This window comes from Aliiroseovarius marinus (assembly GCF_050881025.1).
Classification (GTDB): Bacteria; Pseudomonadota; Alphaproteobacteria; order Rhodobacterales; family Rhodobacteraceae; genus Aliiroseovarius; species Aliiroseovarius marinus_A.
Genome location: NZ_JBNNXQ010000001.1, coordinates 442,404 through 466,237, shown reverse-complemented (window position 1 = coordinate 466,237; position 23,834 = coordinate 442,404). Strand labels below are relative to the sequence as shown.

24 protein-coding genes are annotated in these 23,834 nt (G+C 58.8%); 9 read left to right on the top strand and 15 right to left on the bottom strand.

The features are described 5' to 3' along the window. The first annotated feature begins 4 nt into the window (after positions 1–4). The 3 genes from ACRY08_RS02190 to ACRY08_RS02180 all read left to right on the top strand — a co-directional run bounded on the left by ACRY08_RS02190 (position 5) and on the right by ACRY08_RS02180 (position 3,421). The gene (locus tag ACRY08_RS02190) at positions 5–1,621 is read left to right on the top strand and encodes a Hint domain-containing protein (protein WP_432448207.1); all 1,617 of its coding nucleotides are present in this window, start codon (positions 5–7) and stop codon (positions 1,619–1,621) included. An 18-nt stretch (positions 1,622–1,639) separates the two neighbouring features. Further along, positions 1,640–2,713, top strand: coding sequence for a Hint domain-containing protein (locus ACRY08_RS02185; protein WP_432448206.1), 1,074 nt, complete (start codon positions 1,640–1,642; stop codon positions 2,711–2,713). A gap of 117 nt (positions 2,714–2,830) precedes the next feature. Further along, a complete protein-coding gene (locus ACRY08_RS02180) occupies positions 2,831–3,421 on the top strand; it encodes a hypothetical protein (RefSeq protein ID WP_432448205.1) in 591 nt (196 codons plus the stop codon). 82 nt (positions 3,422–3,503) lie between these two features. On the opposite strand, the gene ACRY08_RS02175 is transcribed toward ACRY08_RS02180, so the two are convergent. The 5 genes from ACRY08_RS02175 to ACRY08_RS02155 form a co-directional block, all read right to left on the bottom strand. Beyond that, on the bottom strand, positions 3,504–3,869 hold the full coding sequence (locus tag ACRY08_RS02175) for a hypothetical protein (RefSeq protein WP_432448204.1): 366 nt from the start codon (positions 3,867–3,869) through the stop codon (positions 3,504–3,506). Between the two features lie 301 nt (positions 3,870–4,170). Continuing rightward, positions 4,171–4,998: a 2,3,4,5-tetrahydropyridine-2,6-dicarboxylate N-succinyltransferase gene (gene dapD / locus ACRY08_RS02170; RefSeq protein ID WP_432448203.1), complete on the bottom strand. Its 828-nt coding sequence runs from the start codon at positions 4,996–4,998 to the stop codon at positions 4,171–4,173. Positions 4,999–5,090: 92 nt separating this feature from the next. Next, a complete protein-coding gene (gene bioB, locus ACRY08_RS02165; RefSeq protein ID WP_432448202.1) occupies positions 5,091–6,056 on the bottom strand; it encodes a biotin synthase BioB in 966 nt (321 codons plus the stop codon). Then, positions 6,049–6,636 (bottom strand): biotin transporter BioY, encoded by a 588-nt coding sequence (locus ACRY08_RS02160; protein ID WP_432448201.1) that lies wholly within the window; start codon positions 6,634–6,636, stop codon positions 6,049–6,051. The genes bioB and ACRY08_RS02160 overlap by 8 nt, the downstream gene beginning before the upstream one ends. A 170-nt stretch (positions 6,637–6,806) precedes the next feature. After that, complete coding sequence (locus ACRY08_RS02155) at positions 6,807–7,406, bottom strand: GntR family transcriptional regulator (RefSeq protein WP_432448200.1); 600 nt, start codon at positions 7,404–7,406, stop codon at positions 6,807–6,809. Positions 7,407–7,552: 146 nt separating this feature from the next. Here ACRY08_RS02155 and ACRY08_RS02150 point away from each other — a divergent pair, with 146 nt between their 5' ends. Then, the gene (locus ACRY08_RS02150) at positions 7,553–8,395 is read left to right on the top strand and encodes a TIGR00730 family Rossman fold protein (RefSeq protein WP_432448199.1); all 843 of its coding nucleotides are present in this window, start codon (positions 7,553–7,555) and stop codon (positions 8,393–8,395) included. A gap of 9 nt (positions 8,396–8,404) precedes the next feature. Here the strand turns inward: ACRY08_RS02150 and ACRY08_RS02145 are convergent, their stop codons facing one another. The 4 genes from ACRY08_RS02145 to ACRY08_RS02130 all read right to left on the bottom strand — a co-directional run bounded on the left by ACRY08_RS02145 (position 8,405) and on the right by ACRY08_RS02130 (position 11,036). Next, positions 8,405–8,602 carry a hypothetical protein gene (locus ACRY08_RS02145; RefSeq protein WP_432448198.1) on the bottom strand — a complete coding sequence of 66 codons (198 nt, stop codon included), beginning with the start codon at positions 8,600–8,602 and terminating at the stop codon, positions 8,405–8,407. Positions 8,603–8,783: 181 nt separating this feature from the next. Continuing rightward, positions 8,784–9,086, bottom strand: a complete 303-nt coding sequence (locus tag ACRY08_RS02140; protein WP_432448197.1) for a hypothetical protein — start codon at positions 9,084–9,086, stop codon at positions 8,784–8,786. 128 nt (positions 9,087–9,214) lie between these two features. After that, positions 9,215–10,405 carry a 23S rRNA (adenine(2503)-C(2))-methyltransferase RlmN gene (gene rlmN, locus ACRY08_RS02135; RefSeq protein ID WP_432448196.1) on the bottom strand — a complete coding sequence of 397 codons (1,191 nt, stop codon included), beginning with the start codon at positions 10,403–10,405 and terminating at the stop codon, positions 9,215–9,217. A 103-nt stretch (positions 10,406–10,508) separates the two neighbouring features. Continuing rightward, positions 10,509–11,036 carry an invasion associated locus B family protein gene (locus ACRY08_RS02130; protein WP_432448195.1) on the bottom strand — a complete coding sequence of 176 codons (528 nt, stop codon included), beginning with the start codon at positions 11,034–11,036 and terminating at the stop codon, positions 10,509–10,511. Positions 11,037–11,224: 188 nt separating this feature from the next. On the opposite strand from ACRY08_RS02130, the gene ACRY08_RS02125 reads away from it, so the two are divergent. Beyond that, positions 11,225–12,229: an asparaginase gene (locus ACRY08_RS02125; protein ID WP_432448194.1), complete on the top strand. Its 1,005-nt coding sequence runs from the start codon at positions 11,225–11,227 to the stop codon at positions 12,227–12,229. Positions 12,230–12,260: 31 nt separating this feature from the next. Here ACRY08_RS02125 and ACRY08_RS02120 read toward each other — a convergent pair whose 3' ends face one another. Beyond that, positions 12,261–13,019, bottom strand: a complete 759-nt coding sequence (locus ACRY08_RS02120; protein ID WP_432448193.1) for a TSUP family transporter — start codon at positions 13,017–13,019, stop codon at positions 12,261–12,263. After that, complete coding sequence (serB, locus tag ACRY08_RS02115) at positions 13,012–13,890, bottom strand: phosphoserine phosphatase SerB (protein ID WP_432448834.1); 879 nt, start codon at positions 13,888–13,890, stop codon at positions 13,012–13,014. Before serB ends, ACRY08_RS02120 begins: the two co-directional genes overlap by 8 nt. Positions 13,891–14,168: 278 nt before the next feature. Here serB and ACRY08_RS02110 point away from each other — a divergent pair, with 278 nt between their 5' ends. Continuing rightward, positions 14,169–15,311 carry a phosphoserine transaminase gene (locus ACRY08_RS02110; protein ID WP_432448192.1) on the top strand — a complete coding sequence of 381 codons (1,143 nt, stop codon included), beginning with the start codon at positions 14,169–14,171 and terminating at the stop codon, positions 15,309–15,311. Positions 15,312–15,375: 64 nt separating this feature from the next. Beyond that, on the top strand, positions 15,376–16,968 hold the full coding sequence (gene serA / locus ACRY08_RS02105) for a phosphoglycerate dehydrogenase (RefSeq protein WP_432448191.1): 1,593 nt from the start codon (positions 15,376–15,378) through the stop codon (positions 16,966–16,968). 162 nt (positions 16,969–17,130) lie between these two features. Here serA and ACRY08_RS02100 read toward each other — a convergent pair whose 3' ends face one another. Further along, entirely contained in the window at positions 17,131–17,814 is a 684-nt protein-coding gene (locus ACRY08_RS02100) for an aquaporin (RefSeq protein ID WP_432448190.1), read from the bottom strand. A gap of 107 nt (positions 17,815–17,921) precedes the next feature. On the opposite strand from ACRY08_RS02100, the gene ACRY08_RS02095 reads away from it, so the two are divergent. Further along, complete coding sequence (locus tag ACRY08_RS02095; RefSeq protein ID WP_432448189.1) at positions 17,922–18,659, top strand: metallophosphoesterase; 738 nt, start codon at positions 17,922–17,924, stop codon at positions 18,657–18,659. A gap of 207 nt (positions 18,660–18,866) precedes the next feature. On the opposite strand, the gene ACRY08_RS02090 is transcribed toward ACRY08_RS02095, so the two are convergent. Continuing rightward, the gene (locus tag ACRY08_RS02090) at positions 18,867–20,411 is read right to left on the bottom strand and encodes an alanine/glycine:cation symporter family protein (RefSeq protein ID WP_432448188.1); all 1,545 of its coding nucleotides are present in this window, start codon (positions 20,409–20,411) and stop codon (positions 18,867–18,869) included. 16 nt (positions 20,412–20,427) lie between these two features. Then, a complete protein-coding gene (locus ACRY08_RS02085; protein ID WP_432448187.1) occupies positions 20,428–20,862 on the bottom strand; it encodes a universal stress protein in 435 nt (144 codons plus the stop codon). A gap of 144 nt (positions 20,863–21,006) precedes the next feature. Here ACRY08_RS02085 and ACRY08_RS02080 point away from each other — a divergent pair, with 144 nt between their 5' ends. Continuing rightward, a complete protein-coding gene (locus ACRY08_RS02080; protein ID WP_432448186.1) occupies positions 21,007–21,465 on the top strand; it encodes an Lrp/AsnC family transcriptional regulator in 459 nt (152 codons plus the stop codon). 179 nt (positions 21,466–21,644) lie between these two features. Here the strand turns inward: ACRY08_RS02080 and pnp are convergent, their stop codons facing one another. Then, positions 21,645–23,798: a polyribonucleotide nucleotidyltransferase gene (pnp, locus tag ACRY08_RS02075; RefSeq protein ID WP_432448185.1), complete on the bottom strand. Its 2,154-nt coding sequence runs from the start codon at positions 23,796–23,798 to the stop codon at positions 21,645–21,647. Between the last annotated feature and the right edge of the window lie 36 nt (positions 23,799–23,834).

The window sequence follows — 23,834 nt, the reverse complement described above, 5'->3', positions numbered from 1 at the left end:
TCCCATGTCCCTGCCGCTGAGAATGGAGGCGGCCGTGGCGACAGCAAACGAGCTCTCGATCAACAACAGCGCAAGTGCCATGAATATGGCGCAAGAAATCTTCGGCGACGGGGTCACCGTGACCGGGGCATCCTATTCCGGCGACTGGCGCAGTTCGGGCACCTATTCCGGCGGGGATACGACCACTGCCGGCGTGACGCCCTCTGACAGCGGTGTCATTCTGTCGACGGGGCGCACGTCCAGCTTCACCAACAGCCATGGTGGGTCCAACACCAACATGAACTCGAACACTTCGCGCAATACCTATGGCGTGAACAACGACAGTGACTTTAATGCCTTGGCCGGCACCAATACATATGACGCCTCGTTCCTGGAAATTGATTTCGTGCCAGATGCTGGTGTCGAGTATATCTCGATGCAGTTCGTTTTCTCGTCCGAGGAATATCCCGAATATACCAATTCGATCTACAATGACGCTGTTGGCATCTGGATCAATGGTCAAGAAGTTGAAATGGCGATCGGAGATAGCTCTGTCGGGAATGTGAACGCGACCGACAACTCGAACCTCTACGTCAACAATACCGGGGACCAATACAACACCGAGATGGATGGTTTCACCGTTACAATGTCGGTGAAAATCCCGGTCACAGCAGGGGTCGTAAACTCGATCAAGATCGGTATCGCGGATGTGGCGGACAGCTCTTACGACTCAAATCTGCTGATTGCGGGGGATTCGATCCAATCCGCAGTTTTGGCCTTTGACGACACGACAAACCTGTACCCCGATGGGTCGAAAACCATCGACGTGCTGGCGAATGACACCACAAGTTCGACCGGTGTGCTGACCATCACGCATATCAACGGGATTGCCGTGACCGCAGGGGATAGCGTCACCCTGTCGACGGGGCAGACGGTGCAGTTGAATGCGGATGGCACCCTGACCCTTGTGGGCGATGGTGATACCGAAAACGTCAGCTTCACCTATAAGGTTGAAGACAGTGTCACAGGCGAGACGGACACCGCTTTTGTGACCGTGGACAGCATTCCGTGCTTTGTCGCGGGAACGCTGGTCGACACACCAGATGGTCCGCGCCCGGTCGAAGGCTTGGAGCCAGGGGATCTGGTGCTGACCAAGGACAATGGTGCCCAGCCGCTGCGCTGGATCGGGCGTCGTGCTGTTGAGGCACGGGGCAATTTTGCCCCCATCCGCATTCGTGAAAACACCTTCGGAACACATGGCGAGGTCATGGTCTCTCCGCTGCATCGGGTCTTGATCCGCGATGCGCTGGCCGAGCTTTTGTTTGGAGAGCGCGAGGTGCTTGTGGCGGCGAAGGATCTGGTCAACGACCGGTCGGTGCGGCGGATCGAGGGCGGCGACGTTGACTATGTGCATCTGCTCTTTGATCGTCATCAGGTTGTGTTCACACACGGGCTGGCATCGGAAAGCTTCCTGCCCGGACCGCAGACCACAAAGAGCTTTGAGCAAGAGATCGTTGAAGAGATTTGCGCGATCTTCCCGGAAATCGATCCAACCACCGGCGAAGGCTATTCGCCCGCAGCGCGGCGCACCCTGAAGGGATATGAGGCGCGGTTGCTGGTGGCCAGTCGCGAAGCCGCGTAAGGCGGGCGAGGCGCGCAGATGGGTTGGATCGGCATATCGGACCTTTATGAAGCGCAGCTTCGTGTTTGCCCTGACATGCAATCGGACACCCGGAAGCTTCTGTCGCGGGGCAGTCTTCTGGTCGAGTTCGAATATGTCTCGCCGCCGGACGGTGGGACGACGCTTGTGGATTTCAGTGCCGCAGAGGGATGGGCACGTCGGTTAAAGCTGCATCTTGGTGCGGACAATCGGTTGATGCTTGTCCAGACACAGGAACATGCAGACAGCCGCTGCGTGATTGCATTGAGCTTGCCTCCCACGCTTGGACCCGGGCGATTGCGTGCAACCTTCAGCTGGGACGCGGCTTGCGGCACAGCCCGCCTGTCGCTTGAGGGCGAAGCGCTTGACGCCCCGATGATCCAGATTGCCGACAACCCGTTTCCCATGCCCGTGTCCGATCTGGTCCTGTTGACCCGCGCGGGGCGCCGATATTGTGCAGGGCCGGTGCGTGTGCTGGCTTTCGCTGATCAGGTTTGTCCCGTGCCTTTGCCCGCTGGCCTGCACGAGGGCGCGCTGGTGCGTACTCAATCAGGCTATGTCCCTGTGCAAGACCTTAATGTCGGGGATCGCGTGGTCACCGGGTCCGGCTTCACTCTGCCGGTGCGCCATCTTGTGCGCCAGAGCCTTCCAATGGTTGGCCTGTCACGGGCGATCCGATTGCGCGCGCCATATTTCGGACTGCAAGATGATCTGATCTGTGCCCCGAACTATAAGCTTCTGCTGAGCGACGAACGCGCGGAATATATGTTCGGTCGGGAAAAACTATTTGTCGAGGCCCGGTTTCTTCTGGGCCACCGCGGGGTCGAAGAGCTGCGCCGTTTGCGGTCAGCCAACTGGGTGCATATCGTGCTTGATCGTCATGCGGACTTGAATGTGGCGGGCATGTGGGCGGAAAGCTTGTGTATTGGCGACACGCTCAGCTCTGAGACACTTCATGCAAGTTCGCCGCTGGCGCATATCCCCCCGGCATTTCTGCCCTTGGGCGGCGTGCCGTGTCACCCAACGCTGAATGCGTTCGAAGCGCGCGGATTGGCGCTTATGGACGTGGCGTGAGGCGATCCGCCTCTGGACCACGCCGCGCGCGCTCTGAAGCGTTTTGGAACACACATGTGCTTCAAGTTTGTCCCGAAACGCTTTAGCCTGACCGCAAACAGATATTCGGGGACTTCCATGAAAAAGCTTTTCTTTCTTTTGCTGTTGCTGCCTTTGGCGGCCTGTTTCGATGCCGAAATGAAGCTTGTTGTCCATGACGACGACACGGCCACGGTCAAATCAGTGATCACCATGGGGCCAGAAGCCTATCAGATGGCGGCGGCAAGTGGTGATGACCCCTGCGAAGATGGTGTCGGCACGGTTCTGGATGACGGAGGCTATCAATGTGTGACGGAAGAAACGGACACGATTGATAACCTGATTGCCAAACTGAACGAAGAGGCTGACGCGGCAGGTGATGATGGCATGTCTCCGGCGCAATCGGCGAAAATCGAGCGGCTTGAGAATGGCGATCTGCGCGTATCGTTTGATTTGGCAGAGCTGAAACAGGCGGCGGCAGAAAGCGGCATGGAGCCTGCGATGATTGCGATGATGCAGCAAGCCTTTGAAGGGCGGGCAATTACCTTGTCCATCGAGGGAGAGATCATCGAAAGCAATGGCGCCACCACGGCGGGTGGCGATCGGTCTCAGCTGCGGCTGGAGCTCGCCAAGATCCTGATGCAGGATCCGTCAGTGCCCGACAGTTTCGTGACCATCGTGCGCCCCTGATGGCGTAACTCAAATAGGGTGCGCCCGGAGCCGTTCGTCATCTTCTGATGGGTGACGGGCGGCCTTGGGCAGCCCGTGCAGATCAGTGTTTCGCGCCTTCGCGCGCGTCGTCGAAGAAGGGCGTCATCTGTGCAACGATCACGCTGTTTTCCGCAAGTGCACGCCCCATCAACTCGCGCTCTTCCGAAGGGATGTCATGGCCTTGGTCCAGACGCTCGTCCAGACTGCCATAGCCGGACACGTCCAGCGGGGCGAGGTCAGCCTGCCTCAGAATGGCGACCGTTTCGCGCACGGCCTCAGCTTCGTCCACGCCAGACGCATAGCACACCAGCGCAGCCCCCGTGGCGCCCTCGGGCAGCCCGTCGCCCTCTTTGCGGCCCACCTCGATCAACAGCGTGTAGACCTGATGTGGCTTCTTGGGTTTTTTCGGTTTCTTGTCTTTGTCCATATGCAGGGCTTAGGCCGCATCCACAGTGGGATCAAGTCTTGCCGGGTTAAACAGCGATCGAACAGGTCGTGGGTTTAGGGGCAGAGCCGGTGCTTTGGGCCGCTTCCGCCGCATATCCGACCGCGATCAGCCCTGACAGGAAAATGATGCGTATCATGTGATCCTCCCTTATTCTTGGATGATACAAAGGTGATACGGGCGAGGGCGGCATTTACGTCACTTTTTCTTTGGAAAAAGAAAAAAGGGCGCGCAGGGTTGGTCCTGCACGCCCTTGAAAATCAGGGTACCGTTTTGTTTGGGATCAATCGCGCAAAAGCTCGTTGATGCCTGTTTTCGAACGGGTTTTGGCGTCAACGCGTTTCACGATCACGGCGCAGTACAGATTGATGCCGTTCTTGGAGGGCATCGAGCCTGCCACGACCACCGAATAGGGCGGCACTTCGCCATACATGACCTCGCCGGTTTCACGGTCAACGATCTTTGTCGACTGGCCGATGAACACGCCCATGCCCAGAACCGAGCCTTCGCGTACGATGCAGCCTTCGACCACTTCGGACCGCGCGCCGATGAAGCAGTTGTCTTCGATGATCGTCGGGCCGGCCTGCATCGGCTCCAGCACGCCGCCGATGCCAACGCCACCTGACAGGTGCACATTTTTGCCGATCTGGGCGCAAGAACCGACAGTGGCCCAAGTGTCGACCATGGTGCCTTCGTCCACGTGGGCGCCAAGGTTCACGAAAGACGGCATCAGAACCACGCCCGGCGCGATATAGGCCGATTTGCGGACCACGGCATTGGGAACGGCGCGAAAGCCTGCGGCTTTCCACTGGTTGTCGTCCCAGCCTTTGAATTTCGAATCGACCTTATCCCACCAGCCGCCGCCTTGCGGCCCGCCGGAGTGCTCTTCCATGTCCTTGATGCGGAAACCCAGCAGCACGGCCTTCTTGGCCCATTGGTTCACGTGCCAGTCGCCATTGTCCTGACGAACCGCGACGCGCAGCTTGCCGCTGTCCAGCGCATTCAGAGTGTCTTCGATCGCTTCGCGGGTTTCGCCTGTGGTGGCGGGGGTGATCGTGTCGCGCGCCTCCCAGGCGGCTTCGATGGCGGCTTCGAGTTGGGCGTTCGACATGTCAGGCAGCTCCGTCACGGTAAGAAATGTTTCGCATGGGCTATAAGGCCCGCGCGCTCATTGTGCAACGGGCGCGCGGGGTTTCGTGGGCTTCAAGCGCCGTCCAATGCCCCCAAAGCGGCAAACATGTCCACATCGTCACCGGTGCCCGCGTTGGGCGTGGTCAAAAGCACATCGCCATAGAAGACCGAATTTGCGCCCGCGAGGAAGCAAAGCGCTTGCTCTGCCGGGCTGAAATCGGACCGACCCGCCGACAGGCGCACGCGGGTTTTTGGCATCACGATGCGCGCGGTCGCGACCATGCGCAGAAGATCGAAGGCGGTGACTTTTTGCTGGCCTTCCAGCGGTGTGCCCTCGACGGGGACCAGCGCGTTTACCGGGACACTTTCGGGGTGCGGATCAAAACCCGCCAGCACCTGCAGCATCGAGGCGCGGTCGCGCAGGCTTTCGCCCATGCCGATGATCCCGCCGCAGCACAGATCCAGACCCGCATCGCGGCAATGCGCCAGCGTTTCCAGCCGGTCCTGATAGGTCCGCGTGGTGATGATCTTGCCGTAAAACTCGGGGCTGGTGTCGAGGTTGTGGTTGTAGGCGGTCAGGCCCGCTTGGGCCAAGGCTTCGGCCTGATGCGGTTTCAACATGCCCAGCGTGACGCAGGCTTCCATGCCCAGGTCACGCACGCCGCGCACCATGGACAGCACGTTGTCGAACTCCTCGCCATCGCGCACCTGACGCCAGGCGGCCCCCATGCAGAACCGTTCGGCACCTGCCTGTTGGGCGCGTTTGGCCAGCGACACCACATGGGCCGGATTCATCAGCTTCTCGCGGTCCAGCTCGACCTCTTTGTGATGGGCCGATTGCGGACAATAGGCGCAGTCTTCCGGGCAGGCGCCCGTCTTGATCGATAGAAGGCTGGCCTTCTGAATATCGTCCGGGTCGTGATGGGCGCGGTGCACCATATTGGCGCGGCTGACCAGTTCAAGCAAAGGGAGGCGCATCAGCGCCTCCACTTCGTCAACCGTCCAGTCGGACCGGATGTCGTTCAGCTGATCAAGCATTGGGCTGGGTGCCCCGGATCGTGCTGCCCAAGGCCTTGGGCAGCTTGATGGCGATGACGGCGGCGATGGCCACTTTCACAAGATCCCCCAAGATGAAAGGCGTGAAGCCCCAGGCCAGCAGCGTCGTGGTGTCAGGCGCAAATTGTGCCAGCCACAGAAGGCCAAGCGCATAAACCACGGCCAGACCCGCCAGCATCGCGGGGATGATCGCCAGCTTGTGCATCCGGTCAGCAACGAAACCAACAATCGCGGTGGCGATCAGGAAGCCCAGTAGGTAGCCGCCGGTGCCGCCCAGCATATAGGCCAGTCCGATGCCTTTTTCAGGCGTGCCGGCAAAAACCGGCAGGCCAGCTGCGCCAGCAGCCAGATAGGCCGCGAAGGTGGCCGTGCCAAGGCGCAGGCCATAAGTGGCGGCGATCAGCATGATGGCTGCGACCTGCAATGTCATCGGCACCGGATAGAAGGGCACCTGAAACTTGGATGAAGCCACAAGGAGGGCGACGCCGATGGCGATGCGAATGGCTTGGCCCGAAAGCGACAGGCTGCGGGTTTCGGTGGGGGCGTGAGTGGTGGAGGTCATCGTTTTTCCATTTTGTAGATAAAATTACCATGAGTCGGGGCATAGCATCTTTTTTATTGATAAAAATATCAAGCACAAAATATCCAGTCAGAATTTCGTAGATAAAATGGGCGGGTGGAGTTTGAGGCGTTTCGACTTGTTGTTGAGGTACGACAATATGTCGAAACGCTTTAGCTGACGCGGCGCAGGTGGCGGGTCAGTATTTCACATGCGGCGTTTGCATCCTTGCGGCGCATGGCCTGAAGAATCGCCGCGTGGTCAGTATCGATGCGCTGGACCCAACGATGACGCCAATGGGCATATAGGTGTCGGGCGTTTGCGATGCTCAGATCATCTATCGTCTGCAACAGCCGCGGCATGGCGCAGGGGGAAAGGGTGGCCATGTGAAAGGCGCGATTGCGGGCTTCCCAGCTGGGCATATCGGTGGCGTCGTCGCAGGACTTGCGCAGGTCATCTGCGCGTTTCAGGTCCAACGGCGTAGCGCGCTGCGTGGCGTGGCGCAAAGCCAGCGTTTCAAGGGCCACGCGCATCTCGGTGACTTCGCGCACCTCTTCGGGATCCAGCGCGGTGACCCGCATGCCCCGTCGCGGTTGGCTTTGTGCCAGCCCATGGGCCTCAAGCCGCAAAAGAGCCTCGCGCACGGGCACGTGGCTGGTGTCAAACGCCTTGGCGATATGGTCCTGACGCAGCTTTTCACCCGCCGGCAGCGCGCCCGAGATGATCTGCGCGCTAAGCTCGCGATAGATGGAATCGGCGATGGTAGCTGTCATGAGGGCCTCATATTTTAGATAATAGATAAAACCCGCGGTGGGCTGGTGCAATCCCATTCTCGCCGTAACTTGATCGCGCAAGTCTGGTCACTGTCGTGCAAAGGCGTTAGCTCTTGGGGGAACGCAGCTGTGACAGGATCAGTGACATGAAAGACGACCGCAACCACCCGCTTCGCGACAGCCATCAGGATCGCGAGGCCGCACACCAAACCCCCGACACCGCGCAGACCCGCGCGCCCGCCTATAAGCTTGCTTATGATGATCTGGATTTCATGTGTCGTGACGAGTTGCGTCCGGTGCGTTTGCAGCTTGAGCTGTTGAAGCCGGAGCTTTTGATGCAGGAATACGGGGTCGAAAGCACGGTTGTGCTGTTTGGCGGCGCGCGTATCCCGGAGCCCGCGAAGAAAGACGGCGCGCGCACGGAAACGCTGAAAGAGCTGTCGCGGTTTTATGATGAAGCGCGCGAATTTGCGCGGCTTATGACCTTGCGCTCGAAGGTGAACAGCCACCGCGAAAACGTTGTTGTGACCGGTGGTGGCCCCGGTGTGATGGAAGCAGGCAATCGCGGGGCAGAGGATGCAGGCGGGGTATCAATCGGCCTGAATATCGTGCTGCCGCATGAGCAGGCACCCAATGAATACGTCACCCCGGATTTGTGTTTCAACTTCCACTATTTTGCGATCCGCAAAATGCATTTCCTGATGCGCGCGGAGGCAATTGCCATTTTCCCCGGGGGTTTCGGGACGCTTGACGAGCTGTTCGAAGCGTTGACCCTGATTCAGACCGGGCGGATGAAGAAAGTGCCTATTCTGCTGTTCGGGCAGGAGTTCTGGACGCGCATCGTCAATTGGGACGCGCTGTCAGATGCGGGCACCATCAGCGCCGAGGATCTGGACCTGTTCAAGTTCGTTGAAACGGCGCAAGAGGCCGTTGACGCGATCGACAACTGGCCTTCCGATGGCGCGCGCACGGCGTTGCCGGGGCGCTAGAGCGTCAGATCACACGTGCAATTCTCGAGGGAGCGCACATACGGTTTGGCGGTTGGGCAGGGTTTCGACCACCAGCCCGTGCGCCCCTTTCGAGATGCAATAGCCATATTCCACCAACTGGCGCCGGAAGCTGCGAAAGTTCGGTGCTTTGGCGCGTTCAGCGGCCAGAAAGTCCAGCACGCGATTGGTTTCTGTTTTGATTTGCATGGTCAAGGCCCACCCTCGTTCGTGATCCATTAACCATGCAGGGTGTCGGTGGCAGAAATTGAACACCAAAGCGGTGTTTTGGGGGCAAATTCTGGCAAGACATCGCCTGTCTGTGGCCACAAAAAGGCGAAGGGGATGGACCCGTTTGGGATTGACCTGGTGGGCAATGCGTTGGGTTGCGCTACTCTCCGCTGCCTTTATAGGGCCGGAAATAGTCCCTTCTGATGCGCTTCACGGTGCAATAGGGAAAGTCCTCATAGCGCCAGGCAGTGTCACTGCTGTTGCCTGCGCCCTGTCCGGGATTGCGGGCGTTCGCGAATGTGAAAAAGCCGTCTTCCAGCGATACAAATCGCCCAGTGGCCACATAGCCGTCGTCAAAATACAGGGTGACCGATCGGCGTTGGCCCGATCTGATCCCATTCATCCAGGTGCTGGCGGCTTCGACCATTGATTTGCGGTCATCACAACTGTCGCAACAAGACATGTTCTTCTCCCTTTTTTGGCAAATGGTGTTTGAAATATGCACCGAGCCTAAAGAGGATTGTCGTGTGCCGCCACGGTTTTCAGGTCAGGTGTTTTGACCTGATTGCGCGGGCCATGACAGTTTTTGGATCAGCGCGTGATCCCGGCCTCGGCCTCGATCTGGCGCCGCGATTTGCGGGCGCGTTCGGTTTCCGATTTCAGCTGACCGCAGGCCGCCATGATGTCTTCGCCACGTGTTTTGCGGATCGGGCTGGCGTATCCGGCTTGATAGATGATGTTCGCGAAGGCACGGATGCGGTTGTTGGACGACCGCTTGTAGGGCGCGCCCGGCCATTCGTTGAACGGGATCAGATTGATCTTGGCCGGGATGTTGTGACGCTTGATGTGGTCGATCAGGCGGTGGGCATCCTCGTCTGAATCGTTCACACCCGCCAGCATCACGTATTCAAAGGTGATCCGCTCGCTGTTGGAGGCTTTGGGATAGGCGGCAAGCGCGCTCAGAAGCTCTTCGATATTGTGTTTGCGGTTGATCGGCACCAACACATCGCGGGTTTCATCCGTGGTGGCGTGGAACGAGATCGCCAAAAGGCAGCCGATTTCCTGCGCCGTGCGGGCAATCTCGGGCACCACGCCTGATGTTGACAGGGTGATGCGGCGGCGTGACAGCTGAATGCCCTCGGCGTCCATCGCGATCTTCATCGCGTCGCGCACGTTGTCGAAATTGTAGAGCGGCTCGCCCATACCCATCAGCACGATGTTGGACAACAGACGCGTTTCATCCTTGGGCGCGCCGGGCACGGGCCATTCGTCAAGGTCGTCGCGTGCCATCATCACCTGGCCGATGATCTCGGCCGCGGTCAGGTTGCGCACCAGCTTTTGCGTTCCGGTGTGACAGAAAGAGCAGGTCAGCGTGCAGCCCACCTGAGAGGAAATGCACAGCGTGCCGCGGCCCTCTTCGGGGATATAAACGACCTCGACCTCGTGGCCGCCGGCGATGCGGCACAGGTATTTTCGGGTGCCATCTTCGGACACCTGCCGGGTCACGACCTCGGGGATTTCGATCACGAAATGTTCGTCCAGCTGGGCGCGATAGGCCTTGGCTAGGTTGGTCATATCCGCGAAGTCGCGTTTGCCCCACTGATAGATCCACTGCCAGATTTGCCCGGTGCGCATCTTGGCCTGCTTTTCAGGCGTGCCCATCTGGATCAGCGCATCGCGCATCTGGTCGCGCGTCATCCCAACGAGGTTGCGTTTGTCGCCCTCGGGGGGTTTGCGGGGGATGGTCATGACATCCTGTGTGATCGGAGCCTTCGGGTCCATAGCGCGTTCCTTCGAAATCAGGGCGGCAGCTATAGGCCATCGCACGAGCCTTGTCACGCGAAGCTTTCAGCCCCGCGCGCTTTGCCTGCCTGAAGAAAAGAACTTATCCGCCGCAGCGCTTGCCAGCTTCTTCAACCGCCGCCGTAAAGCCCAGCAGGCTGAACGTGTCTTTGGTCTGGGTGCCGCGCGATGACCGGGCCGATGCCGAGGCTTTGGCGCCGCGTTTCATCGCCGCGATGATCTTGGCATCCTCGGCTGGCGAGGCCGACCAGGCCCATTCCCCGTCGGTGAACAGCTGGAAGGTCGAGCTGCCGATGGCCAGTTCCACAGTGGACCCCTTGGCGAAGGGATAGCCGCCGGTAAACGAGACCTCGCCTTTCACCTTGTTGCCGGGGCGGTAGCTGACGAAAAGCAGGATATCGCCGCGTTTCACCGCAACGGCGCGGCCGTTCTTGGTGTTTACGGTTTCCTTAGGGCTGGAGACGCTCCAGCATTCGGTCGGGTTGTCTTCTACGAAGACGCTCCAATCGGTATTCGCGGCCACGCGGTTCGAACTTTCCTGCGCAACAGCTCCGGTTGCGACCAGCGTTAGGCTCAGCGCGGAAATTGCGCCCAAAATCGTCCGTTTCATGTCTAACACAGCCTCCAGCTGCCTCTGCCTCATGCCCTTGCGCATTCAGGCCATCTGACGTGGCCCTTGACGGATGCGCTTGGGTCGTTTCCAAGTCCTTTTAGTTTAGCTTGAAAAGCAGGGGCAATGAAAGCCCCTGTGGCGGAAATCCGCGCGTTTGTCGTGGAAATGCAGGGAAGGATCTTGGGATGGGGCAATCGGAACGTCTGGTTGAGGTCTGGCGCGGCGGTATGTTGGAAAGTCAGCACCGTGGCCATGCAGTGGTGTGCAACGCCAAAGGCGAGGTGGTTCACGGTTGGGGGGATCCCAATCAGATGATTTTCCCACGGTCATCCGCCAAGATGTTGCAGGCGCTGCCATTGGTGGAAAGCGGCGCGGCGGATGCGGCCGGGCTGACCACCGAACAGCTAGCCCTGTCCTGTGCCAGCCATCAGGGCGCGGCCATCCACACGGATCGCGTGTCGCGTTGGTTGAACGATATGGGGCTGGGCAATGATGATTTGCGCTGCGGCCCACAATGGCCGGCGGATCAGCCTGCCAAGATCGGGTTGATCAAAACCGATGACAGCCCCTGCCGCATTCACAACAACTGTTCAGGCAAACACGCAGGCTTTCTGACCCTTAGCCGCCATATGGGCGTGACGGACCCGGAATATGTCGAGGTGGATCACCCCATTCAGCTGGCCATCAAACAAGCTTTCGAAGAAGTCACGGACGAGGTCAGTCCCGGCTATGGGATCGATGGGTGCTCGGCGCCCAACCATGCCTGCACCGTGCTGGGCATGGGGCGCGCAATGGCCGGGTTTGCGGCAGCAAAAGAAGACGGAGATGCGCGGGCACGTGCCTCGGTCCGGTTGCGCGAGGCGATGATGCTGCACCCCGATCTGGTGGCGGGCGAAACCCGCGCCTGCACGGAACTGATGCGCACGGCTCCGGGCAAAGTTGCTCTGAAAACCGGCGCCGAGGCATTTTTCATCGCGATCATCCCTGATTTGCAGCTGGGCGTGGCGCTGAAGATCGAAGATGGGGCGACGCGGGCCTCGGAATGCGCGATTGCCGCTATTTTGGTCAAGCTTGGTGTGCTCGATCCCGCCCACCCTGATGTGAAGAAACGTCTGAACCCGGATGTCGTGAACTTCGCAGGGTTGGTGACGGGGGAAATCCGGCCCGCGGAAACCTTGCTCGCGATGTAGCGTCCGTGCGCCTGACCTGGGTGCTCGTTGACTAGAGCAGGTCAATGACCAGCTTTATCGCCATGGCGCAGGACGCGATCACCAGCAGGGGTTTGATCAGTTTTGACCCGATGCGCGATGCAAGGGTGGCGCCGGCATAGGCGCCGGCGATTTGCGCGGCCCCCATCATGATGCCGACGAACCAAAGGGGCGACAGCACAATTAAAAACCCCGCAAGCCCGCCTACATTTGACGCAAAATTCAACAGCTTGGTATGGGCGGTGGCTTTCAGGATGCCCTGACCGGCCATGCTGACGAAGGCCAGCATATAAAACGCACCTGCGCCCGGACCCAAAAGTCCGTCATAAAATCCGACCAGCGGTACAAATGTCAAAGCGAACACCAAAGGCGTCAGACGTTGATGCCTGTCCACATCATTGAGGCCCGGTTTCAACGCGAAGAACAGCGCGATGGCGACCAGAAGAACGGGCAGGAACCAGCGGATCAGATCGGTTGGCAGAGCATTCACACAAAGCGCACCCAGAAGGGACGCGGCGAAGGCGATTAAGGCGGGCTTCACCTGTTGCCTTAGGTTGACATGCCCCTTGCGCGCATAGGTGATCGCCGCCATGCCTGCGCCAAACAGCCCCTGTACTTTGTTGGTGGCCAAAGCGGTGACAGGCGGCACGCCTGCCAACATCAGAGCTGGCAATGTGATCAGCCCGCCGCCGCCTGCGATACTGTCAATGAAGCCTGCAACGAAACCCGCGGCCAGTAGGAACAGAAAGACCTCGGTCGATGCTTCAAACATCGACGAATTCGGACTTGGCGTAGCCTTGCAGGTACAAAAGCGCGGTCAGATCACCATGGTTGATCCGCACATCACATTCGGCCTGAAGGGCAGGCTTGCCGTGCAGCGCCACCCCGGTTCCGGCATTGGCCAGCATCAAGAGATCATTCATGCCATCCCCGACGGCGATGACCTCGGATCGGTCAATGCCCAGCCGATCAGTGATCTGGTCCAGCGCTTCCAGCTTGGCCTCTTGCCCCAGAATGGGGCGCACCACATGGCCGGTGAGCTTGCCGTCTTTCACATCGAGCGTGTTGGCCCGGTTTTCGTCAAACCCCAGCTTGGTGGCGACAGCACTGGTGAAGGCTGTGAACCCGCCCGAGACAAGCGCCGCATAAGCCCCGTTGGCTTTCATCGTGGCCAGCAAAGTGGCGCCGCCCGGCATATAGGTGATCCGGGTTTTCAGCACGTCGTCGATGATGCGTTCGGGCAGGCCCTCAAGCAGGCCAACGCGCGCGTCGATGGCGCCTTCGAAATCCAGCTCTCCATTCATGGCGCGGGCGGTGATGTCTTTCACGCGCGCACCCACGCCGGCTTCATCCGCCAGTTCGTCGATGCATTCCTGCTGGATCATGGTCGAATCCATATCCGCCAGCAGCATTTTCTTGCGCTGGCCATGGCGCGGCTGGATCACCAGATCGACGCCCATATCCTGACAGCTTTGCCAGACATCCTGCGCGTTCATCGGTGGGGTTTCCAGATCAAAACTGGCCGCTTCATCGGGTGCAAGCCACACCACGTCACCCCCGCCCCAGGCGTTGCGCAGGTTCTCGACCAGCGCCGGGTCAAGGTTGCGGGCTTTGGGGGATGCGATCAGCGTGGTGACGAACATGAAGAGCTCTCTCCTGGGCGGTTTCGTTGCCTGTTTCATGCGGCAGATGGCCCGCGCTTCACAAGGGCAAATCTGTGTTTGATCCGTAAACCGGGTGTTAATTCAGGGTTTCGCGATGGCGCGCAAGTTTCCGATCGTAGTCATTTGGCGCTCGTTTTCGACCCATCGGGCGACAATCACGACATATTTCCGCTTGCACCGGGCGTGCCTGACCCTTACCTCGGTCCGTGGGACACCCCTCCCCAACGAGGGGCGCTTTATCTGGAAGGGTAGCATCGATGGCTATTTCGAAACCGGCAACGCGGCCGGCTAACCCGCGTTTTTCCTCTGGCCCCTGCGCCAAACCCCCCACATGGACTCTTGATGCTTTGTCGGACGCCGCTTTGGGCCGTTCGCACCGTGCCGCCATTGGCAAGGACAAGCTGAAAGCGGCTATTGAAGGCACGCGCGAGGTGCTGGGCATTCCGGCAGATTACAAGATCGGCATCGTGCCCGCATCCGACACCGGTGCGGTTGAGATGGCCCTATGGTCGCTTCTGGGCGAACGCGGCGTCGAGATGCTGGCATGGGAAAGCTTTGGGGCCGGCTGGGTCACCGATGTTGTGAAACAGCTGAAAATCGACGCTGTTGCCAAGACGGCTGACTATGGCGAGCTGCCTGATCTGGCATCGGTCGATTTTGCCAATGACGTTGTGTTCACATGGAACGGCACCACCTCGGGTGTGCGTGTACCCAATGGCGACTGGATCGCGGACGACCGCGAAGGTCTGACCATCTGCGACGCCACTTCGGCCGCCTTTGCGATGGACCTGCCGTGGGACAAGCTGGATGTGACCACCTTCTCTTGGCAGAAAGTGCTGGGCGGCGAAGCGGCTCACGGCATCCTGATCCTGAGCCCGCGCGCGGTCGCGCGTCTGGAAAGCTACACCCCTGCATGGCCTTTGCCGAAGATCTTCCGCCTGACCAAAGGTGGCAAGTTGATCGAGGGCATCTTTACGGGTGCGACGATCAACACGCCCTCGATGCTGGCCGTGGAAGACTACCTCTTTGCGCTGGATTGGGCGCGGTCCGTGGGTGGGCTGCAAGGCCTGATCAAGCGGGCTGATGCCAACACCGCCGAAGTGACCAAGTTTGTCGAGGCGACCGACTGGATCGACTTCCTGGCGGATGATGTGGCGACGCGCTCGAACACCTCGGTCTGCGTGAAGTTCACCGATGCGCGCATCAAAGATGGCGCCGGTTTTGCCAAGGCTGTCGCCAAGCGGCTGGAAACCGAAGGCGTAGCGCTGGACGTGGGCGCCTATCGTGACGCGCCTGCCGGTCTGCGCATCTGGTGCGGCGGCACGGTCGAGGCGTCGGATGTCGCGGCCCTGATGCCGTGGATCGATTGGGCGTTCAACGCCGAGATCGACGCGCAATAAGCATTCCGTCCCGCGCAAACCCGCGCGGGACTTTCCCCTACATCTTTGAAGAAGGACCACCACCATGGCCCCCAAAGTACTCGTCTCCGACAAGCTTTCGGAAACCGCCGTTCAGATCTTCCGCGATCGCGGCATTGACGTTGATTTCGAACCCAACCTTGGCAAAGACAAGGACGCACTTGCCGCCAAAATCGGAGACTATGACGGTCTGGCGATCCGTTCGGCCACCAAAGTGACCGAAAAGATCCTTGAAGCTGCGACCAATCTGAAAGTGGTCGCGCGCGCCGGGATCGGCACCGACAATGTGGACAAGGTTGCCGCGTCGAAAGCCGGTGTGATCGTGATGAACACGCCCTTTGGCAACATGATCACCACCGCCGAACACGCCATCGCGATGATGTTCGCCGTGGCGCGTCAAATCCCCGAAGCAAGCGCCTCGACCCATGCGGGTAAGTGGGAGAAGTCGAAATTCATGGGGGTCGAGCTGACCAACAAGACGCTTGGCGTCATTGGTGCAGGCAACATCGGTGGCATCGTCTGTGACCGCGCGCTGGGTCTGAAGATGAAAGTCGTCGCCTATGACCCCTTCCTGTCGGAAGAGAAAGCGGACGCAATGGGCGTTGAAAAGGTCGAGCTGGACGCGCTGCTGGCACGCGCTGATTTCATCACGCTGCACGTCCCGCTGATCGACGCCACCCGCAACATCCTGAGCCGCGAAAACCTTGAGAAGACCAAGAAAGGCGTGCGCATCATCAACTGTGCCCGTGGTGGTCTGGTGGACGAGGAGGCGCTGGCCGACCTGCTGAAATCGGGTCACGTTGCTGGCGCTGCCTTCGATGTCTTCGCTGAAGAACCTGCCACCGAGAACCCGCTTTTCAACCTGCCCAACGTGGTCTGCACGCCGCATCTTGGCGCGGCCACCACCGAGGCACAGGAAAACGTGGCGCTTCAGGTGGCCGAACAGATGTCGGATTACCTTTTGACCGGGGCTGTGCAAAACGCGCTGAACATGCCGTCGGTCACTGCCGAAGAAGCCAAGGTCATGGGTCCGTGGATCAAACTGGCCGAGCATCTGGGCGCCTTTGTTGGCCAGCTGACCGACGAGCCGGTTAAGGCCGTGAACATCCTCTATGATGGTGTGGCCTCGGAAATGAACCTCAAGGCGCTGGACTGCGCCGTGATTGCTGGTCTGATGAAGCCGCAGACGCCTGACGTGAACATGGTGTCCGCGCCGGTCGTGGCAGCGGATCGCGGCATCAAGACCTCGACCACCACGCAGGCCAAGGGCGGCACGTTCGACGGTTACATCAAGTTGACCGTTGTGACCGACAAGCGCGAACGCTCGATTGCCGGGACCGTGTTCTCGGATGGCAAGCCGCGCTTCATTCAGATCAAGGGCATCAATATCGACGCCGAGATCGGCCAGCATATGCTTTACACCACCAACAATGACGTGCCGGGGATTATCGGGACGTTGGGTAAAACCATGGGTGAAAATGGCGTGAACATCGCCAACTTTACCTTGGGCCGGAAGGAAACCGGTGGGGATGCGATTGCGATCCTTTATGTGGACAATCCGATCCCTGAACCAATCCTGAAGTCGCTTTGTGACACCGGGATGTTCAATACCGTCAGCCCATTGGTTTTTGACGTATAAGTGTCGACCTGAAGAGAAAAGCCCCGGAATTCCGGGGCTTTTTGTTGATTATAGCGTTTCGAGGTTAAGTTGGATCGCAACTTGATTTCGAAACGCCTACACCATCAATAGGTTCCGCGCGTTTCGATATATTGCCGTGACTCAGCAATAAGTCGAAGCGCTTTAGTCTGCGTCAAGCATACCTGACTTGAACAATAGTCCGGCCGCTACTGCACCCAGTGCCGGTGCCAGGATAAAGAGCCATAGTTGACCAAGTGCATGCCCCCCGGCAAAGAGAGCCGGGCCAAACGATCTGGCGGGGTTTACCGATACGCCGGTCACGTTGATGCCGACCAGATGGATCACCACCAAGGTCAGGCCGATCGCCATCCCTGCGACAGCCGCAGGAGCGCCTGCACCTGTCGCGCCAAGGATCACCACGACGAACAGGAAGGTTGCGACGAGCTCGAACACAAAGGCTGAGACCACGTTATATTCGCCCAAATAGCCAGTGCCCCAGCCGTTCTGTCCAAGTCCTGATGTGGCCACGTCATACCCGCCGCCTTTGCCTGTCGCTATGACATACAGAATTGCTGCGCCCACGACGGCCCCGGCCAGCTGCGCCAAGATATAGGTCAGCGCTTTTGGGCTGGGCAGACGACCCGCGATCACCGCGCCGATCGTCACAGCTGGGTTAATATGGCAACCCGACACATTGCCGATCCCATAAGCCATACCGACAAGCGCAAGACCAAAGGCAAAGCTGATGCCTGTCAGGCCAATATCCGCGCCTGCAATCACTGCGGCACCACATCCGAACAGCACCAAGGTCATGGTGCCGATAAATTCTGCTACTGCGTGTTTCATTGGGGGGATCCCCTCTTTCCTAATTTGCATTGGCGACCATTCTGGGCTGGACAAATCCACGGGTCGCGGGGAATTTGGCGCCATAGAAACCCACAAGGAAAGTCAACATGACGCGCGCCTATGCGATCGGAGATATTCACGGCCATCTCGACAAGCTTCAGGCGGCGCACGCCCTGATTGCCGAAGATCGTGCGCGCTGTGGTGATGGTGATGCGCCGGTTGTACATATTGGCGACTTGGTAGACCGTGGCCCGGACAGCAAGGGCGTGATCCAATTCCTGATCGAGGGCCAAGCGCGTGGTGAGAATTGGGTGGTTCTGAAGGGCAATCATGATCGCATGATGGAGATGTTCCTGCGCGAACACCCCATGGTCGATACCCAGCTGCTCTATGACCACAACTGGCTGCATACGCGGATTGGTGGGGTCGAAACCTTGGCAAGCTATGGTGTCGAGGTGCCCGAAGGTATCCGCACCTATCAGCTTCACCCCAAGGCCCGTGCCGCGGTGCCCGAGAGCCACCGGGCCTATCTGGCGCAGCTGCCATCCAGCTATCAGTTGGGGGATCTCTACTTCGCCCATGCAGGCATCCGTCCAGGCGTCGCGCTTGCGGATCAAACCGAGGATGACCTGTGCTGGATTCGTAAAGAGTTCCACCAATCAGACGCAGACCACGGCCCGCTGATCGTTCACGGCCATACGCCTGTCGACGCGGTCACACACTATGGCAATCGGGTGAACATCGACACCGGGGCAGGGCATGGGAAAGCGATCTCGGCCGCGGTGATTGAGGGGCGGGATGTGTGGTTGCTGGGGGCTGGCGGGCGCGAAGTGGTTGTTACGTAAGGAGCGGCGGGATCAAGCCGAGTTATTACGCCTGCGATGCGGGACAAAGCAGCCATTACGCCTCTGAAGATGAATGGCTGCTTTTGATGGTTTGTCGGTGTTGGGCGACAAACCCTAGGCTCTTCAATCCACCAAGCCGAAACTAAGCCGCCGAGATGTTCGGCGGCTTAGTCATTTACACGCTCCGTGTTGGAGCGCGCAGCGCACTTAGTGGAACTTCTTGATCTCTCCGGATTTCAGGCGCGACAGATAGCTGTCCAGCTCGCCTTTTACCACGGGCATCAGGAAGTAGAGCGCGACGATGTTCACAACTGCCATGGCAAAGATCGCTGCATCCGAGAAGTCGATCACTGGGCCAAGGTTGGCCGAGGCACCGATCACGACGAAGATACAGAAGATGATCTTGAACACCAGTTCCTTGGTCTGCCCTTCACCAAACAGGAAGGTCCAGGCCTTGAGGCCATAGTAAGACCAGCTGATCATGGTCGAGAAGGCAAACAAGATAACCGCAATCGCCAAGATGTACTTGAAGAACGGAATGGCCGACGAGAATGCTGCAGATGTCAGCGCCACGCCTTTGTTGCCATCAACCGTTTGAATGGTCGATGCGCCTTCGTCCAGCAGATACATGCCGGTGTTCGGATCGCTGATCAGCTGACCAGTGATGATGATCACCAGGGCGGTCATGGTGCAGATCACGACGGTGTCGATGAACGGCTCCAGGAGCGATACGAAACCTTCCGTGATCGGTTCCTTGGTGCGCACTGCCGAGTGGGCAATCGCCGCCGAACCAACGCCAGCTTCGTTCGAGAATGCAGCCCGTTTGAAGCCTTGGATCAGTGCACCGACCATACCACCGGCAACACCGGCGCCGGTGAACGCACCCGAGAAGATCTCGCCGAACGCCCAACCGATCATGTTTGCATTCATGATCAGGATGACCAGCGCGGTCAGCACGTAAAGCACGCCCATGAAGGGAACGACTTTCTCGGTCACCTTTGCGATGGATTTAAGACCACCAACGATCACCGCAAATACGATTGCGGCAAAGACCAGACCTGTGATCCAGCCCGGGTAGTCGCCGACAACGTTTGCAATCTGTGCATGCGCTTGGTTGGCTTGGAACATGTTGCCGCCACCGAAGGCACCAAGGATACAGAAGACCGAGAACAGGACCGCCATAAAGCCGCCTGCGGGAAGACCGCGCTCCTTGAAGCCTTTGGTCATGTAGTACATCGGGCCGCCGGATACGGTGCCGTCTTCGTACTCATTGCGGTATTTCACACCCAGCGTACATTCTGTGAATTTCGATGCCATGCCCATAAGGCCAGCAAGGATCATCCAGAATGTTGCACCGGGTCCGCCGATGCCGACGGCCACGGCCACACCAGCAATGTTACCAAGTCCAACGGTACCTGAAAGGGCCGTGGCAAGCGCTTGGAAGTGGCTGACCTCGCCCGCGTCGTTGGGGTCGGAGTAATCACCCTTGACCAGCGAGATCGAGTGCGGGAAGGCCCGAAACTGGATGAAACCGAAGTAGAGCGTGAATACCGTTGCTGCGATCACCAGCCACATCACAATCCATGGGAACGAAGTTCCGGGGAACGGGCTGAAGATGAAGCTAACGAACCATCCGGTCGCGCTTGCGAAGCCTTCATTGATGGTTTGATCAAGTGATTGAGCCATGGCTGGCGCAGATGCTGCCAGAATGGCGGGAGCAGCCAAAGCTGCCGCCTTAATTTGATTGGTCATGATATTTCCTGTTCGCTTAAGGCACAATGGTCACAGGCACGGGGGCGGCCTGTGCAAGACTGATGGCAACAGAACCGAAGACACGCGACGAGAGACCGGGCTCACCGTTGCGGCCGATCACAATTTGGTCGGCACCGCACGCGTTCGCGATATCGCCCAAGGTTGTGGCGATGTTACCGTATTTCAGAGCCGTGTCGATTTGCAGCCCGCTGTCTTTCAAACGTTCAACTGCCGGAGCAAGTATCGCAGCCTCTGCGCGCTCCAATTCTTCACCGCGACGCTTGTGACGCTCCTCCAGTTCACTTGGGGTCAGAAACGAGTATGGCGACCATTCCAACACATGGGCGACGACAATGTTGCCGCCTTGCGCTTTGGCCAGATCCGTTGCAAATGCGAGCGCCGCATTGGCGCTGTCACTGCCGTCATAGCCGACGACGATCTTGTGGGGCATTTTTCCCTCCCTTTTGTTGAGTGTCCGTTTCAGGACGGGTTTAGGTTAGCGCAACCGCAACAAGAAAGGTTCTCCCATTTCTTGATATTTAGGAAAATTTCTGGAAATATTTCGATGCCACAGCCTGGAGTAAGAATTTTTCCCATGGATCAGCTTAATACCCGCATTCTTTCCATACTCCAAAGGGACGGCCAAATTTCCATGGCGCGATTGTCCGAACAGGTTGGACTTTCGCTGTCTGCCTGCCACCGGCGGGTAAAGATGCTTGAGGCCGAAGGGAAGATTTCTCACTACGCCGCACGACTGAATCGCAAGAAGGTCGGATTGGAGATTCAGGTGTTCATCGAGGCCAAACTGACAAGCCAGCGGCGCGAACACATCGAAGCGTTTGAGAAGGCTATTCACGAGATGCCCGAGGTTCTGGAATGTCATCTGATCTCTGGAGAGTCCGACTATCTGATCCGTGTGGCAGCACGAAATACCGAGGACTACGAGTCGCTGTACCGGGAGCGTTTGTCACTCATCCCGTCTGTGGCACAGATGAAGACCCTCCTTTGCCTGTCGACGGTCAAAGAGTTCAGAGGATTCTACCTTGCAGACTGATCATCGCGAGCGGTTTTCATAGCTGTCATTCATGCCCGTTGTGGCATCTGTCAAAACGGGTTCAAAGCAGCCCCGCGCAACAGAAAAGCCCCGGTGAAAACACCGGGGCTTTCTTTTGTCTGACAACACGCACCCAGCCGAAGCCGGGTGCCGGTTCGGGGTGCCCCGAACCGTCCTCCTTAGTCGTCAGCGTCTTCTTTTTTCTTTTTCGGCTCCGGAGCGATCTCTTCGCCGGTTTCCTGATCGACGATTTTCATCGACAGGCGGACCTTGCCGCGATCGTCGAAGCCAAGCAGTTTGACTTTCACTTCCTGGCCTTCCTTCAGAACGTCCGAAGGATGGTTCAGGCGGCGGTTTTCGATCTGGGATACGTGCACCAGGCCGTCGCGCTTGCCGAAGAAGTTCACGAAGGCGCCGAAGTCGACGATCTTCACAACTTTACCGGTGTAGATCGCGCCTTCTTCCGGCTCTGCGACGATCGCGTGGATCATCTCGTAAGCCTTGGCGATGGCGTCGCCGTTGGGCGATGCGATCTTGATCACGCCGTCGTCGTTGATGTCGACCTTGGCGCCCGACACTTCGACGATTTCGCGAATGACCTTACCGCCCGAGCCGATCACTTCACGGATCTTGTCGGTCGGGATGTTCATGGTCTCGATGCGCGGTGCGTGTGCCGAAAACTCCTGACGGCCTTCCGACAGCGCTTTGTTCATCTCGCCCAGGATGTGCAGACGGCCTTCCTTGGCTTGTGCCAGGGCCTTCTCCATGATCTCAGGCGTGATGCCTGCGACCTTGATGTCCATCTGCAGTGACGTGATGCCGTCTTCGGTACCAGCCACTTTGAAGTCCATGTCACCTAGGTGATCTTCGTCACCCAGAATGTCGGTCAGAACAGCGTAAGAGCCGTCATCTTCCAGGATCAGGCCCATGGCAACACCGGCAACCGGTGCTTTCAGCGGCACGGCCGCGTCCATCATGGACAGCGAGCCACCACAAACCGATGCCATCGAGGACGAGCCGTTCGACTCGGTGATCTCGGACACAACGCGGATGGTGTAGGGGAAGTCGGTGGCCGAGGGCAGAACTGCCTGCAGCGCACGCCATGCCAGTTTGCCGTGGCCGATTTCACGACGGCCAGTGAAGCCAAAGCGGCCCACTTCGCCGACCGAGTAGGGCGGGAAGTTGTAGTGCAGCATGAAGTTCGACTTGTAGGTGCCGGTCAGCGCGTCGATCATCTGTTCGTCGTCGCCGGTGCCCAGAGTGGTCACAACCAGACCTTGGGTCTCGCCACGGGTGAACAGGGCCGAACCGTGCGTACGGGGCAGGATGCCTGCTTCCGATACGATCGGGCGCACGGTGTCCAGAGCACGACCGTCGATGCGCTTGCCGGTTTTCACGACGTCGCCGCGTACAACCGCGCTTTCCAGCTTCTTCAGCGCCGAACCAAGGTTCTCGTCTTCCTGCTGCTCTTCAGTCAGAGCGGCAACGATTTCCTCTTTGGCAACCGACAGGGCCGCAACGCGTTCCTGTTTGTCGGTGTTGCCGTAAGCAGCACGGATCTTGTCTTCGCCAGCGGCTTTCACAGCAGCGTAGAGGTCCGAGTAGTCAGCAGGCTGGAAGTCAAACGGCTCTTTCGCCGCTTCTTCGGCCAGATCGATGATCAGGTCGATCACCGGCTGGATCTGCTCGTGTGCAAAGTTCACCGCACCCAGCATTTCAGCTTCAGTCAGCTCGTAGGCTTCCGATTCCACCATCATCACGGCGTCTTTGGTGCCAGCCACAACAAGGTCCAGACGCTGGTCGGGGTTGTTGCGCAGCTGATGCATGTCATCGCAGGTCGGGTTCAGAACGTATTCACCGTCTTCAAAGCCAACACGAGCCGCCGCGATCGGACCCATGAACGGAGCACCCGAAATGGTCAGAGCAGCGGAAGCCGCGATCATGGCCACGATATCGGGATCATTGACAAGGTCGTGGCTCAGCACGGTGCAGATCACCAGAACTTCGTTTTTGAAGCCGCGCACGAACAGCGGGCGGATCGGACGGTCGATCAGACGCGAGGTCAGCGTCTCTTTTTCCGTCGGACGCGCTTCGCGTTTGAAGAAGCCACCGGGGATTTTACCAGCGGCGTAGTATTTTTCGTTATAGTGAACCGTCAGCGGGAAGAAGTCCTGACCGGGCTTCTGTGCCTTCGCGAAGGTCACGTTGGCCATAACGGATGTCTCGCCCAAAGTGGCGATCACGGTACCGTCGGCCTGACGGGCAACTTTGCCCGTTTCCAGAGTCAGGGTTTCTTCGCCCCACTCCATCGATTTTTTAGTTACGTCAAACATCATGTTTTCCTAGTTGGAAGCACTCCCGGCCCTCCG

Excerpts from the sequence above, each read along its gene's own strand:
- ACRY08_RS02100 (WP_432448190.1), bottom strand. The coding sequence starts at position 17,814 with ATGAAACACGCAGTAGCAGAATTTATCGGCACCATGACCTTGGTGCTG.
- ACRY08_RS02120 (WP_432448193.1), bottom strand. The coding sequence starts at position 13,019 with ATGTTTGAAGCATCGACCGAGGTCTTTCTGTTCCTACTGGCCGCGGGT.
- ACRY08_RS02180 (WP_432448205.1), top strand. The coding sequence starts at position 2,831 with ATGAAAAAGCTTTTCTTTCTTTTGCTGTTGCTGCCTTTGGCGGCCTGT.
- ACRY08_RS02085 (WP_432448187.1), bottom strand. The coding sequence starts at position 20,862 with ATGCCCCACAAGATCGTCGTCGGCTATGACGGCAGTGACAGCGCCAAT.
- pnp (WP_432448185.1), bottom strand. The coding sequence starts at position 23,798 with ATGTTTGACGTAACTAAAAAATCGATGGAGTGGGGCGAAGAAACCCTG.
- ACRY08_RS02130 (WP_432448195.1), bottom strand. The coding sequence starts at position 11,036 with ATGAAACGGACGATTTTGGGCGCAATTTCCGCGCTGAGCCTAACGCTG.
- ACRY08_RS02090 (WP_432448188.1), bottom strand. The coding sequence starts at position 20,411 with ATGACCAATCAAATTAAGGCGGCAGCTTTGGCTGCTCCCGCCATTCTG.
- ACRY08_RS02095 (WP_432448189.1), top strand. The coding sequence starts at position 17,922 with ATGACGCGCGCCTATGCGATCGGAGATATTCACGGCCATCTCGACAAG.
- ACRY08_RS02125 (WP_432448194.1), top strand. The coding sequence starts at position 11,225 with ATGGGGCAATCGGAACGTCTGGTTGAGGTCTGGCGCGGCGGTATGTTG.
- ACRY08_RS02155 (WP_432448200.1), bottom strand. The coding sequence starts at position 7,406 with ATGACAGCTACCATCGCCGATTCCATCTATCGCGAGCTTAGCGCGCAG.
- serA (WP_432448191.1), top strand. The coding sequence starts at position 15,376 with ATGGCCCCCAAAGTACTCGTCTCCGACAAGCTTTCGGAAACCGCCGTT.
- ACRY08_RS02140 (WP_432448197.1), bottom strand. The coding sequence starts at position 9,086 with ATGTCTTGTTGCGACAGTTGTGATGACCGCAAATCAATGGTCGAAGCC.
- serB (WP_432448834.1), bottom strand. The coding sequence starts at position 13,890 with ATGTTCGTCACCACGCTGATCGCATCCCCCAAAGCCCGCAACCTTGAC.
- dapD (WP_432448203.1), bottom strand. The coding sequence starts at position 4,998 with ATGTCGAACGCCCAACTCGAAGCCGCCATCGAAGCCGCCTGGGAGGCG.
- ACRY08_RS02185 (WP_432448206.1), top strand. The coding sequence starts at position 1,640 with ATGGGTTGGATCGGCATATCGGACCTTTATGAAGCGCAGCTTCGTGTT.
- ACRY08_RS02145 (WP_432448198.1), bottom strand. The coding sequence starts at position 8,602 with ATGCAAATCAAAACAGAAACCAATCGCGTGCTGGACTTTCTGGCCGCT.
- ACRY08_RS02190 (WP_432448207.1), top strand. The coding sequence starts at position 5 with ATGTCCCTGCCGCTGAGAATGGAGGCGGCCGTGGCGACAGCAAACGAG.
- ACRY08_RS02150 (WP_432448199.1), top strand. The coding sequence starts at position 7,553 with ATGAAAGACGACCGCAACCACCCGCTTCGCGACAGCCATCAGGATCGC.
- ACRY08_RS02160 (WP_432448201.1), bottom strand. The coding sequence starts at position 6,636 with ATGACCTCCACCACTCACGCCCCCACCGAAACCCGCAGCCTGTCGCTT.
- ACRY08_RS02080 (WP_432448186.1), top strand. The coding sequence starts at position 21,007 with ATGGATCAGCTTAATACCCGCATTCTTTCCATACTCCAAAGGGACGGC.
- rlmN (WP_432448196.1), bottom strand. The coding sequence starts at position 10,405 with ATGGACCCGAAGGCTCCGATCACACAGGATGTCATGACCATCCCCCGC.
- ACRY08_RS02110 (WP_432448192.1), top strand. The coding sequence starts at position 14,169 with ATGGCTATTTCGAAACCGGCAACGCGGCCGGCTAACCCGCGTTTTTCC.
- ACRY08_RS02175 (WP_432448204.1), bottom strand. The coding sequence starts at position 3,869 with ATGGACAAAGACAAGAAACCGAAAAAACCCAAGAAGCCACATCAGGTC.
- bioB (WP_432448202.1), bottom strand. The coding sequence starts at position 6,056 with ATGCTTGATCAGCTGAACGACATCCGGTCCGACTGGACGGTTGACGAA.